The organism is Rubinisphaera margarita (genome assembly GCF_022267515.1).
In the GTDB taxonomy this organism is placed as follows: Bacteria; Planctomycetota; Planctomycetia; order Planctomycetales; family Planctomycetaceae; genus Rubinisphaera; species Rubinisphaera margarita.
In genome coordinates, this window is sequence record NZ_JAKFGB010000019.1 from 49,768 (window position 1) to 65,723 (window position 15,956).

The 15,956-nt window shown below is 58.2% G+C and carries 9 protein-coding genes and 1 tRNA gene; 9 read left to right on the forward strand and 1 reads right to left on the reverse strand.

From position 1 onward, the window contains the following. The first annotated feature begins 195 nt into the window (after nt 1-195). The 3 genes from uvrA to L1A08_RS18030 all read left to right on the forward strand — a co-directional run bounded on the left by uvrA (nt 196) and on the right by L1A08_RS18030 (nt 7,914). Nucleotides 196-6,561, forward strand: coding sequence for an excinuclease ABC subunit UvrA (gene uvrA, locus L1A08_RS18020; RefSeq protein WP_238757916.1), 6,366 nt, complete (start codon nt 196-198; stop codon nt 6,559-6,561). Between the two features lie 203 nt (nt 6,562-6,764). Further along, a tRNA-Ser gene (locus L1A08_RS18025) sits at nt 6,765-6,853 on the forward strand. A 134-nt stretch (nt 6,854-6,987) separates the two neighbouring features. After that, nucleotides 6,988-7,914 carry a hypothetical protein gene (locus L1A08_RS18030; protein WP_238757917.1) on the forward strand — a complete coding sequence of 309 codons (927 nt, stop codon included), beginning with the start codon at nt 6,988-6,990 and terminating at the stop codon, nt 7,912-7,914. A 516-nt stretch (nt 7,915-8,430) separates the two neighbouring features. On the opposite strand, the gene L1A08_RS18035 is transcribed toward L1A08_RS18030, so the two are convergent. After that, nucleotides 8,431-9,864 (reverse strand): hypothetical protein, encoded by a 1,434-nt coding sequence (locus L1A08_RS18035; protein WP_238757918.1) that lies wholly within the window; start codon nt 9,862-9,864, stop codon nt 8,431-8,433. A gap of 966 nt (nt 9,865-10,830) precedes the next feature. Here L1A08_RS18035 and L1A08_RS18040 point away from each other — a divergent pair. The 6 genes from L1A08_RS18040 (at nt 10,831) to L1A08_RS18065 (ending at nt 15,907) form a co-directional block, all read left to right on the forward strand. Next, a complete protein-coding gene (locus L1A08_RS18040) occupies nt 10,831-11,226 on the forward strand; it encodes a hypothetical protein (RefSeq protein ID WP_238757919.1) in 396 nt (131 codons plus the stop codon). A gap of 167 nt (nt 11,227-11,393) precedes the next feature. Continuing rightward, a complete protein-coding gene (locus tag L1A08_RS18045; protein ID WP_238757920.1) occupies nt 11,394-11,672 on the forward strand; it encodes a hypothetical protein in 279 nt (92 codons plus the stop codon). A gap of 6 nt (nt 11,673-11,678) precedes the next feature. Then, nucleotides 11,679-12,896 carry a recombinase family protein gene (locus tag L1A08_RS18050; protein WP_238757921.1) on the forward strand — a complete coding sequence of 406 codons (1,218 nt, stop codon included), beginning with the start codon at nt 11,679-11,681 and terminating at the stop codon, nt 12,894-12,896. 68 nt (nt 12,897-12,964) lie between these two features. Beyond that, nucleotides 12,965-14,278 carry a hypothetical protein gene (locus tag L1A08_RS18055; protein WP_238757922.1) on the forward strand — a complete coding sequence of 438 codons (1,314 nt, stop codon included), beginning with the start codon at nt 12,965-12,967 and terminating at the stop codon, nt 14,276-14,278. Nucleotides 14,279-14,752: 474 nt separating this feature from the next. Next, a complete protein-coding gene (locus L1A08_RS18060) occupies nt 14,753-14,986 on the forward strand; it encodes a MoaD/ThiS family protein (protein WP_238757923.1) in 234 nt (77 codons plus the stop codon). 75 nt (nt 14,987-15,061) lie between these two features. Next, entirely contained in the window at nt 15,062-15,907 is an 846-nt protein-coding gene (locus L1A08_RS18065; protein WP_238757924.1) for a hypothetical protein, read from the forward strand. The last annotated feature ends 49 nt before the right edge of the window (nt 15,908-15,956 follow it).

Below are 15,956 nucleotides of genomic sequence, written 5' to 3' on the forward strand. Positions count from 1 at the left end.
TTGCCTTGCTTCCCCCGGGGCATATAATCCTCGGAGGTATCGGGAGATTCTAGAGAGGGCAGGCCATGGCGTGGCCTCTTGTGCTTCACCACCCCGGGGGAATCAACCGGGGCGACTCATAACGAACAAATCGACCGGCATCGGTCCAGCGGCGTCAGCGGAAGAAATCGACAGGGAGAGGATTCCACAGTTTTTATGGCCAGACAAGAAATCGTCATCCGCGGCGCCCGCGAGCACAATCTGCAGGACGTCTCCCTCAAGCTGCCGAAAGGAAAACTGATCTGCATGACCGGCGTGAGCGGCTCGGGCAAGAGCTCGCTCGCGTTCGACACGTTGTACGCCGAAGGCCAGCGGCGGTACATCGAATCGCTCTCGACATACGCCCGTCAGTTCATGGGCCAGCTCCCCAAGCCGAATGTCGACATGGTCTCCGGCCTCGCGCCGTGCATTTCGATTCAACAGAAGGTGACCGGCCGCAATCCGCGAAGTACCGTCGGCACGATCACCGAAATCTACGACTACCTGCGGATTCTCTTCGCCCGCGTCGGGCTCGGCTACTGCTATGTTTCCGGGCTGCCGATCCGCGCTCAGACCAGCGATCAGATCATCGATACGCTGATGACGCATCCGCCGAAAACGACGTTGCACATTCTGGCTCCGCTCGTCCAGCAGCAGAAAGGCGAGTTCCGCGACCTGTTCGAAGACCTGCGAAAACGTGGTTTCCTGAAAGCGCGGACCGATGGCGAGTTCCATTCGCTGAGCGATCCCCCCACGCTGCGGAAGAACTACAAGCACACGATCGCTCTGGAAATCGGACAGGTCACACTCGGCGTCGACGGCCGGACGCAACTCGCGGAGCTGGTCGAGACGGCTCTCCGACAGGGAGGCGGGCGGCTCATCGGCATCATCACCGAGCCGGGCAGCGAACCGAACGAGCGACTCTTCAGCGCGCAGTACTCCTGCCCCGAAAGCGGTATGAGCTACGAACCGCCCTCGCCGCAGCTGTTCAGCTTCAACAGCCCGATCGGCATGTGCCCCGACTGCAACGGTCTCGGCGAACGGTTCGACTTCGAAGTCGAAAAGATTGTGACCGAGCCCGGCAAGTCGATCAGCCGGGGAGCGATTCCGCTGATCGGTTCGTTCGGCAAGATCGGCAAGTCGAAGAAGAACCGCTATCGCGGAGCCGCCCGAATCATCGAGCAGCAGCTCGGCATGGACGACGCCACTCTGCTGAAAACGGCGTGGAAGAAGCTGCCCGAAGAGGCGCAGCAGTTGATGCTTTACGGCCTCGGCGACAAGAAGATCTACTCGAGTTCGACGTACGGCAAACGGTTCCTCAGCCACTACGGCCAGTTCAACGGACTGATTGGCGAACTGCTTGAGAGCTATCGCACGGCTCGCAATCCGATGCGAAAACGGCAGCTCGAAAAGTACATGAACACGACGCTCTGCTCGACCTGCAACGGCACGCGACTGAACGAGCAGGCCCGCAATGTCCGCATCACTTCGACCGACCGCAAGTTTCGCAAAGAACACGACAAGTACGAGCTGAGCATCGTCGAAGTCTGCGAGCTGACGATTGCCGAGGCGGCTCAGTTCTTCGCCAGCATCAAGCTCGATGAAACCCAGAAGATCATTGCTGAAGATGCCCTCAAGGAAATCCGTGGACGTCTCGGGTTCCTGTTGCAGTGCGGACTCGACTACCTCTCCCTGGCTCGGACAGCTCCCACGCTCTCCGGGGGAGAAAGCCAGCGGATTCGTCTGGCCGGCCAGATCGGCAGCGGGCTTTCCGGGATTGTCTATATTCTCGATGAGCCGTCGATCGGACTCCACCCCCGCGACAACGATATGCTCCTGCAGAGCCTGCTCAACCTGAAGGATATGGGCAACACGGTGGTCGTGGTTGAACACGATGAAGTGACGATGCGAGCCGCCGATCACATTGTCGACTTTGGACCCGGCCCGGGACATCGCGGCGGCGAAATCGTCGCCTCTGGTTCTTATGACCAGATCGTCAAGAACCCGCGGAGTATCACCGGACAATATCTTTCGGGAGCCGAAGAGATTCCGGTCCCTGCCGAACGGCGGAAGCCAACGGATCGGGCGCTGAAACTGCTCGGAGCCAGCCACAACAACCTGAAGAACGTCGACTCCGAGATTCCGCTCGGCTGCTTCGTCTGTGTGACGGGCGTCTCCGGTTCCGGCAAGAGTTCGCTCACCAACGATGTCCTCTGGCAGGTGCTGAACCGCGACATCAATCGCGGCAACGGAACGCCCGGTGCATTCGACCGGATTGAAGGACTCGATCTGCTCGACAAGGCGATCGATATCGACCAGAGCCCGATCGGCCGCACGCCGCGATCGAATCCGGCGACCTACGTCAAAGTCTTCGACCTGATCCGCGATCTGTTCACCAAGCTGCCGGCTTCGAAACTCCGGGGCTACAAGCCGGGACGTTTCAGCTTCAACGTCGCCGAAGGCCGGTGCGATGCCTGTGACGGCCACGGAGCGACCAAGCTCGACATGGACTTCCTGGCCGATCTATGGGTCACCTGCCCGGTCTGCAACGGGAAGCGTTTTCGACAGGAAACGCTGGAGATCGAGTATCGGGGCCACACCATCGCCGACATTCTCGATCTCGAAATTGGCGATGCGATGCCGCTCTTCGAGAACCATCCCAAGATCTATCGCCACCTCAAAGCCCTGCACGATGTCGGCCTCGATTATCTCAAGCTGGGACAACCCTCGCCGACGCTTTCCGGCGGCGAAGCGCAGCGAATCAAACTGGCCCGCGAACTCGGCAAGCGGTCGACCGGGAAGACGCTCTATCTGCTCGATGAACCGACGACCGGTCTGCACTTCCACGATGTGAAGAAGCTGCTCGAAGTGCTGCATCGCTTCTGCGATGAGGGCAACACCGTCGTCGTGATCGAACATCATCTCGATGTCATCAAGACCGCCGACTGGGTGATCGACCTCGGTCCCGAAGGAGGCGCGGGCGGCGGAGAGATTCTCGTGGCCGGCACGCCTGAAACAGTCGCGAAGCACGCCAGATCGTATACCGGCCGCGCTCTCCGGGAAGTGCTGCCGGACGTGACTGTCCGCAAAACCAGGACGAAAGCGGCCCGCAAAACGAAGCCGCTGCTCTCGGCGAAAGACCTCAAGCAGATCTCGAATCAGATCACAATTCGCGGGGCCCGCCAGCACAACCTGCAGGACGTCGACATCGACATCCCCCGCAACAAAATCAACGTCTTCTCCGGCCCCAGCGGTTCCGGCAAGACCTCGCTCGCCATGGATACGCTTTATGCGGAAGGCCAGCGGCGGTATGTCGAATCACTCTCGGCGTATGCCCGTCAGTTCCTCGGCCAGATGCCCAAGCCGAAGTTCAGCCAGATTCAGGGACTCTCGCCCTCCATCGCCATCGAGCAGAAAACCGTCGGTGCGACGCCACGCTCAACCGTCGGCACAGTGACCGAGATCTACGATTATCTTCGCGTGCTTTACGCTCGCCTGGGGCAGCTCTATTGTCCGGCGTGCGAGATCCCGGTCGTTCAGCAGACGGTCGATGACATCGTCGCCCAGATCCTCGAACAGCCGGAGAACAGCCGGGCCCTGCTCACCGCCAGCGCGAAGCTTCCAAAGGGACAGGCCTACGCCGACCTGTGGAAGTCGATCAACGAGCAGGGCTATTCCCGAGTCCGCATCGACGGCACCACCTACGGGATTGATGAAGTGCCGAAGCTCGACCACAAGGCCCGGCACGATGTCGAGGTGATTGTCGACCGCATCAGTATTCGTCCCTCCGAACGGTCCCGCATCGCTCAGTCGGTCGAAGCCGCACTCAGCTATGGCGACGGTCAACTGCATCTGGTCATCGCCAATCCCAAGGCCGAAGAGCAGGAATGGCAGACCTATTCCTACAGTGTCCACTACAGTTGTTCGGGCTGTGGCCGTTCGTTTGAAACGCTCGTGCCGCAGAACTTCTCGTTCAACAGCAGTCTCGGCTGGTGCAATTCCTGCGAAGGTCTCGGCGTCGAGGAAGGGGTCAGTCAGTCAGCCATCATCGCTGATCCGTCCCGTTCGCTGCTCGATGGAGCCGTGTCTGCCTGGCCGAATCCGCATACCCACCCGCAGTTCCGCCGGTTCCTCGAAGCGATCTCAGAGAAGCTGGGGATTCCGATCGACATTCCGTTCGTCGAACTGTCGGCCCGGCAGCAGCATGTGCTCTACTACGGCTCGGAAGAACCGATCCCCGTACCCGATCAACCCGGGTTGACGATCCGTTACAAGGGGCTCTATCCGACGCTGCACGAAGCCTCGCGGTTGAGTTACGACTACCGTCGTGCCTTGTACGATCAACTCGGCGAACAGGATTGCAGCGCCTGTCAGGGAGCCCGCATCCGCGAAGACGCGGCAGCCGTGCGGCTCAAACGACTGACCTTGCCCCAGCTGTGCCGATTGCCGCTCAGCAGTGCCTACGATTTCGTCCAGCAGTTGAAGCCGAGCCGCGAAGAGAAGAAGGTCGCCGGCGATCTCATCGCGGAAGTCGAACACCGGCTCAAGTTTCTCATCGATGTCGGACTCGACTATCTGAATCTCGACCGCCCGATGCCATCGCTTTCCGGTGGAGAAAGCCAGCGGATCCGACTGGCCGGTCAGCTGGGGCGCTCCCTCACCGGCGTGCTGTATGTGCTTGATGAACCAACGATCGGACTCCACCCGCGCGACAACCACCGCCTGAATGCTGCCCTCAAGCAGCTGCGGGACCTGGGGAACACGGTCGTTCTGGTCGAACACGATCGCGACATCATCAGCGAAGCCGATCAGATCTTCGACTTCGGCCCGGCTGCCGGTCGTCTGGGAGGACGCATCGTCGCCGATGGAACGCCGAAGAAGATCACAGCCAATCAGAAGTCACTCACCGGAAACTACCTCGGAGGCCGCCTGGAGATTCCGATTCCTGTCGACCGCCGTGATGTGCACTTCTCCGATCACAGTTCCGAATGGATCGAACTGACCGGAGCCCGACACCATAACCTCCGCAACGTCGATCTCAGTATTCCTCGAGCCGCCCTTACCTGCGTGACCGGTGTCTCGGGTTCAGGCAAGAGCTCGCTGATTATGGAAACTCTCGCCCGGGCCGCGAGTCGGCAGATCAACTACAGTGGAGAAACACCCGGCCTGCACGATTCGCTGACCGGGCTCGATGGCGTTCGTAAAGTGATCGTCGTCGACCAGCAGCCGATCGGGAACACGCCGGCTTCCTGCCCCGCGACCTATGTCGGCGTCTTCGATCACATTCGCGACCTGTTCAGCAAGCAGCCCGAAGCCAAAAAGCGACGCTTCAAAGCGGGCCGGTTCAGCTTCAACGTGGCCGGCGGTCGCTGCGAGGAATGTGCGGGGCTCGGCCAGAAGTGTATCGAGATGCACTTCCTGCCCGATGTCTGGGTCGAATGCCCCTCCTGCCGCGGCAAGCGATTCGGCGAGGAAACACTCACCGTCGAGTACCGTGGCCACTCGATTGCCGATGTGCTCGAAATGTCGATCGGCCAGGCGGCGGATCTGTTCGAAGAAATCCCGAAGATTCATCGCCCGTTGCAGATCCTCAGCGAGATCGGCCTCGACTACCTCACGCTGGGTCAGTCGGCTCCCACACTCTCCGGCGGCGAATCCCAACGCATCAAACTGGCCGCCGAACTCTCGCGGCCGAATCAGGGAGACACGCTCTACGTTCTCGACGAACCGACGACTGGTCTGCACATCGACGACATCTCCAAGCTGCTCAAGGTCATTAATGGACTCGTCGATTGCGGCAACACGGTGATCATCGTCGAGCACAACCTGGACGTCATCAAAACGGCCGACTGGATTGTCGATGTCGGCCCGGAAGCCGGCACCGGCGGCGGATGGATTGTCGCCGAAGGGACGCCCGAGCAAGTAGCCGAACGGGCGAAGCAGCTGCAGAAGAAGCCGGAGTTCCTCGATCCGGCGAAGACGCTCCGGAGTCGATCCTGGACCGGCGAACTGCTCGGCCCGATTCTCGATTCGAACAGCCGGGAGGAGCGGGACACCCTCGATGTCTCACGAAAGCGGACGCCGAAGAACCGGCTCAAGGAGCACCTGAACGGCAACGGGAAGCGGATGCCCTGGGAAGAAGACAGCCGCGAGTGGCATCTGAGCCAGTCGTCGCTGAAGTCGCTGGCTCGCCGCGAACCCCGCTGGCAACCGGCAATGCTCGAAGAACTGACCTCAGGACTGGAACGGGAATTCGAGGCGACATTGAGCTGGGATCATCCGAGTGAGATCGTGTCCCCGCCGAAAAACGGCACGAAAAGCCCGCCGGTGACGATCCGCACCGACCGCCCCGACTTCCTCGAGGTTGAACTCCTCTGGCCGGAAGGCTCAACTGAAGAACTGGCCGAGTACTTCGCCCAGATCCCGGGAGCCCATCAGATCAAGGCGAAAAAGCAGCACTGCCTGCTGAACTTCCGCCTGACCGACATCGACCAGCTGCACAGCCGCGAAATGTTCCGCCTGTTCGAATCGATCTTCCGGTAGAGGAATCGGTCCCGAACCCGGGGCGGAGTCTCCGTGTCCCAAAAAAAGGTCCCATTTCGAGAAATCCGAGTCATGCGGACCGGTCCGATGATCCGAAAAAGACAGGAGAGATTGACCGATTCTGACGGCTCGCAAGAATAGCAAAGCGAGGGAATCCAAGCCCTTGCAAAGCCCACGAAACGGTCGCTATGATGCGACACCACGGAGAGATGGCTGAGAGGCCGAAAGCGCCGGATTGCTAATCCGGTAAGTCTCGAAAGAGGCTTCACGGGTTCGAATCCCGTTCTCTCCGCTTTTGCTTGCTGCCCGTGAGCCTAACCCTATGACTCGCGGGCATTTGCGTTTTCTGAGACTCTCAGAAAGTTCCCGTTTGTAGCGCTTTTTGTAGCGTTTTGTAGCGGAGAGCTTCTCTGAGGAGACTCGAAAATGCCCAAGAAATCGACCGATCGATCCGGTAAGAAAACACCCGCGTTTCGCGTGGGGCGCGTCCGTGTTTACCTGCGGGGACAGGTCTGGTACCTGTCCTATCATGAGGGCGGGAAACGCAAGCAGCCTCGTGTCGGACCAAGTCGCGACATTGCTCGGCAAATGGCTGCCGAGATCAATGCTCAGCTCGAAGTCGGCGTTCCTTCTTCACTGGGCTTTGAGCCGATTACCATCGTCGATCTGCGGCAACGCTGGCTGGAGCAGCACGAGCACGTGCGCCGCTCCTCGCTACCGACGATTCGACGTTATCAATCGGCGACCGCACACCTGATCGACTTTGTTACCAACCGATGTCCGATCCGGCGGGCATCCGATTTTCGCTCCACGCACGCCGAACAGTTCGTGCGATATCTGCGTTCCTTGCGGGTCGCAGCGAACGGACATACGCATTCGCGACAGCGTCGGCTACTGGACTCCGGCATCCGATATATTCTGCTGACGTGCTCGACCATGTTCAACTACGCGGAACGACATCGGCATTTGCCACCCTATGTTGAGAACCCGTTTCGCGCGATTGAAGTGGGACGAATCCGGGTCGAAGACGCCAAGCCGATTGAGGTTTTTGATCACGACTCCGAACGCCGACTTCTTGAAGCGTGCGATGAGTGGCAGTTTCCGGTCTTCCTCACTTTATTAATGACCGGGATGCGTCCGGGTGAACTTGCACTTGCTGCTACCCGACGACCTGGATCTGGGGAATCGTTGGATCTTTGTGCGCAACAAGCCCCAACTCGGTTGGCAAGTGAAAACGAGATCCGAACGAGCGATCCCGATTCTCCCGGCTCTCGCCGAAGTGCTCTCGTTTGTTGTCGGGGAACGAAAAGCAGGGCCACTGTTTCTCCGCCGTCGCTGCTGCGAAGGTCGTGATCATCCTCCACTGCTGAAACTGACTGCCCGGCAATTGGAACAGGAGTTTCAGCGACGTCTCGCGATCGAAACGAAACTTGCGGATGTGGACGACATTCGACTGAAGAAAGAGGCTGTCGCCAAGACGGTCTGGCGCGATGTCGGATCGGTGAAGAACGAACAGATCCGCCAGGACTTCATGCGACTGACAAAGTCTATTGGCTTGATCGGAGTTACCGCCCCCAAATGCCTGCGTCACACGTTTGCAACCTGCCTCCAAGACGCCAACGTGGACCCGCTCGTGCGGAACGAATTGATGGGCCACTCGCCCGACCATGGAACATGGTTTTGGAGGCGGCTTGGGTATGACGTCGACCTACACCCATACACGGCCGGAAACAAAGCGAAGGCAGTTGGAAGAGGCACTCGCCGGCCGGCCGGGCATTTTACTTGCGTCACAGTGGGTGGCATCTCGTGACGGGGGCTGTGCCCCTCATTGATCTGTGTTCCTTACCCATCAGTCCGGGGTGTCGGTGACTAAACGCCACCCCGGAAGCGTTCCATTTGTTTGTGCAATGCTTCGACGAGAGGTTCCATCTGCTTTGTCACAGCCTCCACGTACCGCTCACGAATCTGGTTGAGGTGTGTGTACCCCACAATCGCAGCACGTCCCGGCGACTGCCCCATGAGGAACTTCCGGTAGAACTCGGGCATGCCTGCGTTTTCCATGCAGGTACTGAAGAGATGGCGGAAGTCTTTAAGCGTCGCTTCGACTGGCCAGCCTAATTTTGCTTTGAGCCGGGCAAACTCGTGCTCGATGTGATCGTAATTCAGGCCTCCAGCGTCCAGCACCATCTGGTCGCGAATGGAGGCACGAATCCGCGCAGTGAGGTTTCGCTCTTTGTCGAGCCGCCAAGCGTATTCTTTGCGGAGATCTTCTCGCGACGCCTGGGCCAGCGGGGGTGTCACTTTCGCCTCCCACACGGTCCGACGCTGGAACAATATTCCCTCTCCAGATCGGTGAGTGGTCAGCAATTCATGGAGCGGTTCAATGAGTGGCAGCCGTTTGTCTCGTCGTCCTTTGGTGAAATAGCCCAATTCGTGGTCACAGGTGACTTTCAACCAGTCGTCCTGAATCGATTCCCGGAATAACCAGCATGGCTCGGAGGCCTGCAGACCGTAAAACACATACAGCGCGAACATGGGCAACTGCCACGTGTCGCATGCGTTCAGAAAGTCAACGGCCATTGAAACGGTGATGTCGGGCTCGCCGAACATGTCCGGGACTGCCTTCGTACTGACACGCCGACGTTCCGAAAACGGGTTTTGAAATCCGTGCGGCAGGAGTGGTTCTCGCTGAGGATCAGAAGCCCAGCGATACATCGCTCGGGCTACGTCGAGCACGTACTGCGGTTTGACTATCCGCTTAGTCGGCGTGTGGGGATGCCCGTTTGGCGAGATCTGCAGGTTATTCAGGTAGGTCGTGAAATCGAGAACGAAGTTTCGGTCGACGTGGCGGACGTTTTGATAGCTCCGTGAGACATGTGGCTGCTGGACGAAGCTGACATAGTGGTTTAGAGCGCTTTTGTAACGAGCTACCGTTTTCGGATCGATCTCGCCGGCATCCGCACGACGACGCAGATTTTCATAGAATTGTTGTACGAGTTCCTGATGCCGCAGGTTCCGGCGGCCGCACCCAGCGCTGCGAAAATTCTCCAGCTGCTCATCAACTTCTCGCGCTCGGATGATGGCTTGAACGAAGTCCCCTTCGACTCGTTCGCTGAGGGTCCGTTTCGTACCCCGATCCCACCACTGCAGCACGTAGTGATTGGAGCGAGAGTAGATCCGAACCCGTTTGGGAGATGCGATACCTGCAGGAAACTCTCGAATCCGGTGCAGCCGATGCTTTTCACCGTATCGCAATGCCCAAGAATCGGCATCTTGCTTCTTCTTTGTTGATGATGTTTTCACTGCCAATTTCCCTGGCCGTGATCGATCTTGCAAACCCGTCCTCGGATTTGTCACATCGATCGATTCCAGGGGCTAGGCATTTGCGCGCCGGGGCATGGGAGAATTCGAAATTTGCATTGACCACGAAGTTGCGAAGTCGTACCTGTTAACTGCTGCTGACGCCGATTTTCAGATCTCACGACCAACCTCAGGGGCCTCGAAATGTCCAGGGACGTTGAATACATCTATGTTTTGATCACAGTCAGTAGTAGTGAATTTGGGTTTAAGTTCGCATCGGAACCCAATGACGAAGCGGATTTCCAATTTCATTTGTGCCGCAAGCCCATTTCTCTTGCCGAAATTGAGTTCGATCAGTTCTGGATGCCGACCCCGAGTCTGTATGGTCAGCGGAAAACGAATGCCGCCAATCAACAACCGATCGTGGATTTCTGGTGGACGGTTTGCGGATTGCAGGGATCTCAGTCAGAGAGAGACATCCAAGAGACTTACCTTCTGGCGAAGATCCTGCCCCACGCGCGGAGCAATGGATCCCGGAGCGTTTTTGTCGATTCTGTCGAGATCCCGGCTCGGGGTCGTCGTCGGCAGATCGAAGCCTGGACCAACGAGCTGGAACGGCTGTTGAGCAGTTCTCGTAGTGCGGAGTACGACGACGTGCAGTTCCGTGATGCTACGGCCAATTTTCTCGGTCCCCCGGAGTATGATCCTTCTGTGGAAGAGAAGTATCAGGAAATGTGCGAGCGTCTCTTCTCGGACGCCCGAGATCGGATCCAGCGAGAGGGGGATTCGGCGGTCCAATCGGTTCTCCACGACTGGGAAAACCTGATCAATCGGATTGGGCGTCGGCGAGGTAACGCGCTCGTGAAGCAGGTCCTCGACATCTTGTCCTACGAGTGCAGAACTGCACTCCATCGGTGTTACTCAGCGGTTTGGGACATTCTTCTCCGTGGACTGGCTCAGAACTATCCCATGACGCAAGTAAGCCTCTTGTTTCACCACTTTTGGCATTTCGATCACTGCCAACCCTCGAACGAAACAGACGAGGCCAACTTTCACCTCTTTCACGGTCACATTTTTGCCCTTCATCCGGCATGCGGACCGTTCCTTCTCACTCCCCGAGGCCAAGAGATCGTTGCTGATTATCTTGGGGATCGCACCGAGTCATCCCGCAATCGCCTGCTGCACGCTCTGTCGATCGCCATTTATTACTATTCCAACAAATACGAGGTCACAAAATCGTTGCGAAAGAACCAAAGCGTAGTGACCACTCAGTCTGAAATGAGTGGTCATATCGACGCATTGGCCGAGCAGGAAAGAGTGAAGAGAGAAGAGGGAGAGGGGATCGATAAAAAACGAGAGGAGTAGCGAGAGTATTCAAGTAAAACACGTCAATCAGTCGCCCTGTTGCTCTGTCGCGAGCAGCAGGGCTTTTTTTTGGGACACTCGGGTGCGCGCAAATGCCTAGGGGCGGATCAGCATGTTGCTGATTCCGGGAATAGGCACTGCGGGCGACCCAATAAGAGGAGCCAAAGATGCCTAAGCCTGCATCTCATTCTGCCAACCGTATGCACGGAGAACGACGAGAGGCCGTCGAAGAAATCAAGCCAGCCGCCAGCAACATCGAGCTGGCAGAGCTGATTTCTTACGGCCTCGTCCCCTTCCCCGATGATCTGTCCCACGAGCAGGCAACAGACCTGTTGCTGAAAGTGCGGCAGTTTCGACGCAGGCGGTTGGTACGTCTCATCGCTCAGGCGATTGCTCAAGACATCATGTCGGGCAATCGCCATTGTGATAACTTGCAAGGAGGTTAACCCTCAATGTTGAACCGCATTTTTGATCCATTCAAGCCACTTCTTGTGGTGCTGTATCTGCGGATGAGTTCTGGCAAGCAGAATCCTCGGAGTCCGGATCAGCAGGAGGCCGAAATTCGTCAACGAATTACTGCTCTCGGCTACCCGTGGAAGATTGTGGGAGTTTATCGCGATGACGCTCAAAGTGGGCGTTACACCCGCAAGCGAGCCGGCTATCAAAAAATGCTCCGGGATATCCGCTCGGGCAAAGTCCCCGCTGATATGATTCTGGTCGATACCCTGCAGCGCCTGGGACGCAATGAGGACTTGGGCCCGACGCGTAAGGACTTACGTGAACAATACGGCGTCCTCGTGCTCACGGCAGATTCCCATTTCGCTGATCCCACGACTCCTCAGGGTAAGGCCTTCGGAGCTTTCGAAGAGTTCCGAGCCACGGAGGAGAACCGCATTAAAGCTCACCAGGTCTTGCGCGGGAAGCGGGATCTGGCTCGACGCGGTTTTTGGCCCGGCGGTGCGCCCCCATTTGGCTATCGTCTTGTGTCAAAGATCGCCGAATCAGACGGTCGTCAGTACATGGAGGGCTCTGTACTGGAGCCACTCCCCGAAGAATCGCTCGTCATTCAGAAACTGTTCGAACGGGCCAAAGCGACAGGCCATGGATCGGCTCGCCTGGCACAACATCTGAATGCGGATCCTGAAATCCCGGAGAAGTTCAAACCGTTCCACGACGCAACGGTCCGTATGTGGCTCAAGCAGGAAATCTATTGCGGTGATCTGGTCTGGGGGAAGGAGGCCACGGACGTTGTCAGCGACACCCGCGTGAAGGAGCCGAATCCGGAATCGGAGTGGTTGCGCGTTCCGAACTTCTGCCCGCCGATCATCGAGCGGGACGTCTGGGAAGAGGTTGCTTTGGTACGTCTTCGTCGCAAGCGTGCCAACGACAATAAGTCCACGGGGAACGGCAAGCAGATCCGGCCTCTGGCGCCAGGCGTCTCGCTGACGTATCCACTCAGCGGCCTTGTCCAGTGTGCTGAGTGCAAGTCGGCAATGCGCCCAATCACGTCGGGACGTTCGAGTAACGGCGGCCGGACTTATGCCTATTACGCCTGTCCTCGCGCGATCACGGGCGGTGGTTGTTCCAATAAGACGTATTTTCCCGAGCGATGGCTCTTCGAAACGGTCGTGGACCACCTCGCTTCGCGACTGTTTCCGGCAGATGTATAGCAACTGACATGTTTTCAGTCTGCGGCCCCATCGGGGTCGCAGACTCTTTCCTTTTAAGGAGATTTGATATGACCAAGGATGAAATGATCTCACAGCTCTGGTTTGCGGAAATGATAAACGACGTCCATCACTTCCTCGACCAGTGTACCGACCAGAAGACATGCGCCGCCGCCACGAAAGAAGAAGTGGCTTTAGCGGAAAGTCAGATGAATGGGTGGTTGCAATCCTTGTCGAACCCCGATCTGGATCAGACAACTCGTCGCCTGATCGAGTCGCAGATGCAAGCCACCTCCGACCGGATTAATACTCTCAAGATGACGATGGCCGAAAAAGAGGCGCAAGCAGACCGACGCGACTCCTTGGTTGATCCGAAGGCGATTGCTGAACGCTTGAATAACCTCGCCCGGGTTCTGGCGGATCATAATCCCTCGATGATCAATATTGAACTGTCTCAGCACATTGATCGCATCGACTGCCACGCCGACGGGCGTGCCGTTCTCCGTACGTGCCGCCTCGGCGTTCTCGGAGAGGCAATGGACGTGTTCTCCGTCGACGAACCCTGCGTTCCACACAATTCATCGGACGCGGGTTCAACAAAGCAGGCTCAACCGCGACGGCGTGCTCGTCGTCGAATTGCGGGCGTAGACCAGCCGACGGAGAAGATCAAGGCGTTGGCCGAATGGTCCACCGATCCGCATCGCTTCGCTGGACTGGATGAGCGTTGGTTTGATGAATACGAGTTCCACATCACCGCGTTCGATCAGCAGATCGAGCTGTTAAAGGCCGAGCTGGCTGAAGCGGTGATCGAGCTCGATAATCATTACGACGAACTCAGATCGGCGGCTCGGGAGCGGCTTGGTGATCTGTTCGATCCGAGCGATTACCCGCCCTCACTGCTTGACGCGTTTCAGATCGAGCACGACTACCCGTCGGTCGAGCCGCCCGACTATCTGCGGCAGCTCAATCCCGAGGTCTACGAGCAGGAAGTGAAGCGGGTGCAGGCCCGCTTCGATGAAGCTCTGCAACTGGCCGAGAAGGCCTTTGTCGACGAGCTCTCGCAGTTGGTCTCGCATCTGACCGAGCGGCTCAGCGGACATGACGACGGCCGCTCCAAAGTCTTCCGCGACACGGCTGTCGAGAACCTGCACCAATTCTTCCAACGGTTTCAGCTGCTCAATGTCCGCTCCAATGAACAGCTGGATGCCCTGGTCAACCAGTGTCGTCAGATCGTCGACGGCGTCCAGCCTCTAGCTCTGCGAAACGACAGCAGCCTGCGTCAGCAGGTGAGCAGTCAACTTTCTGGCGTGCAGTCGATTCTCGACGGCCTGCTCGTCGATCGTCCCCGACGCCGGATCATCCGCACCTCGCGTTCGGATCGCTGACCGAACACTACAAATCCGATTCTCACTTGCCCCGGTTACCAGCCTTCTCGCTGCTCAGCCGGGGCTTTTTTTGTGGCCCTATTTGAAGGAACAACTCATGCGTCAATCTGAACTCATTGTGCCGTGGCCTCCGTGACTGGTGAATCGATTGCCACGATCAAGCGGCTCGGCTTTCTGCTCTCTGATCCTGATACGGCATCAAGACCTGAGAGGGACTGCGGACCTGCGATGTTGGACTGGGATGACTGCCTCATCGCCGATGACGACGTCCTGGCCGACATCGCTCCAGAATCTCTGGTGGCGTGAGGTCATGACCAGCGCAACAGCTCACCAGCAGCAGCGACTCTGGATCGCGGCGTCCCGAATCTGTCACCGCAGCAAACGGCACAAGGGGCGGCGACAACCTCGCCGGAAGCCCCGTCCGCAGCGGCGGTCCTCTCCGGTTTCTCACTGACTCGCACGAAGGAAACTCTCATGAAGGTCCTCTTTATCAACAACGATGGCGGCGGCTTCGCAGACTACGTCGAAGTCCCCGAAGGCATGACGGTGATGCAGCTCTTCGAGCGGCACACCGGGACCAGCAAGGCTCACAACTATCTGATCCGGGTCAACCGCCAACCTTGCTCGGCCGACCAGGTGTTGCAGGATGGTGACCGGGTGTCGTTCACACCGACGAAGATCGAGGGAGCGGCCGTGCCACAGTCGTGATCCCAGTTCCGCTCGTTAATTCCATGGCCGTCCAGCCAGCACGCTGGGCGGCCATTTGCCTTAAAAGGAAAGACCATGACTCCGATGGACCAATCACTCCTGTGGGTGGCGATCGAGATCAGCAGTCAGTTGAACACGGAGACCGATCGCGGAGCGATCTGGCTACCGGAGCAGCGCTGGTTGCAGCTTGTACGGCTCCGGCGGCGGTATGAGCTGGCCCGGCAAAGAAAGTGGCATCACGCCGCTATTCTAACCTTCAACCAGCTCCAGTCCGTGTTGAAGTCTCTGCAGCAGGATCTACTTCCGTTGAATGCAGCGATGGAAGTGACACCGCGAGTGGTCACCGCGTTAGCCCGCGAGATCCTGACCGACCTGCGGGCTCTTCGAGATGAGTTCGAGGAAGTCATGATCGATCGCAAGCTGAAAGAGATCTCCGTCACGACGGAGGCGATCTGTCTGCAGAACATCGACCTCGGACGCTTCGAGATCCGACTGAATTACGCCAATTACAGCGACGACGCCGGGCATTACCGCGTGATCGCGCTGGAACCCAACCCGGCCTGTTCCAACGACAGTGTCACACATCCTCACGTCCAGGATGAAGACCTGTGCGAAGGCGAAGGTCACGCGGCGATCGACATCGCGCTGCGGCAGGGGCGACTGTACGACTTCTTCACGATCGTGGCCAACCTGCTGCGGACCTACAACGACAGCAGTCCCTACGTCGCCCTTTCCGGATGGCAGGCCGTCAACTGTATGGACTGCGGCCACGCGATGGACGCCGACGAAGGCTCGGATTGCGAGAAGTGCGATACGCCCGTCTGTGAAGACCTGTTCCGTGACCTGTCCCGACTGCCATCGCAACTTCTGCTGTGGCTGCACCAGCGAATGCGAAGGCTGCTCCGAGCGCTTCTGCCATAGCTGTCTGACAACGTGCGCCGACTGCGACGCCGATTTCTGCTCCTCCTGC

Coding starts and splice junctions, on each gene's coding strand:
- uvrA (WP_238757916.1), top strand. CDS start 196: ATGGCCAGACAAGAAATCGTCATCCGCGGCGCCCGCGAGCACAATCTG.
- L1A08_RS18030 (WP_238757917.1), top strand. CDS start 6,988: ATGCCCAAGAAATCGACCGATCGATCCGGTAAGAAAACACCCGCGTTT.
- L1A08_RS18040 (WP_238757919.1), top strand. CDS start 10,831: ATGACGCAAGTAAGCCTCTTGTTTCACCACTTTTGGCATTTCGATCAC.
- L1A08_RS18045 (WP_238757920.1), top strand. CDS start 11,394: ATGCCTAAGCCTGCATCTCATTCTGCCAACCGTATGCACGGAGAACGA.
- L1A08_RS18050 (WP_238757921.1), top strand. CDS start 11,679: ATGTTGAACCGCATTTTTGATCCATTCAAGCCACTTCTTGTGGTGCTG.
- L1A08_RS18055 (WP_238757922.1), top strand. CDS start 12,965: ATGACCAAGGATGAAATGATCTCACAGCTCTGGTTTGCGGAAATGATA.
- L1A08_RS18060 (WP_238757923.1), top strand. CDS start 14,753: ATGAAGGTCCTCTTTATCAACAACGATGGCGGCGGCTTCGCAGACTAC.
- L1A08_RS18065 (WP_238757924.1), top strand. CDS start 15,062: ATGACTCCGATGGACCAATCACTCCTGTGGGTGGCGATCGAGATCAGC.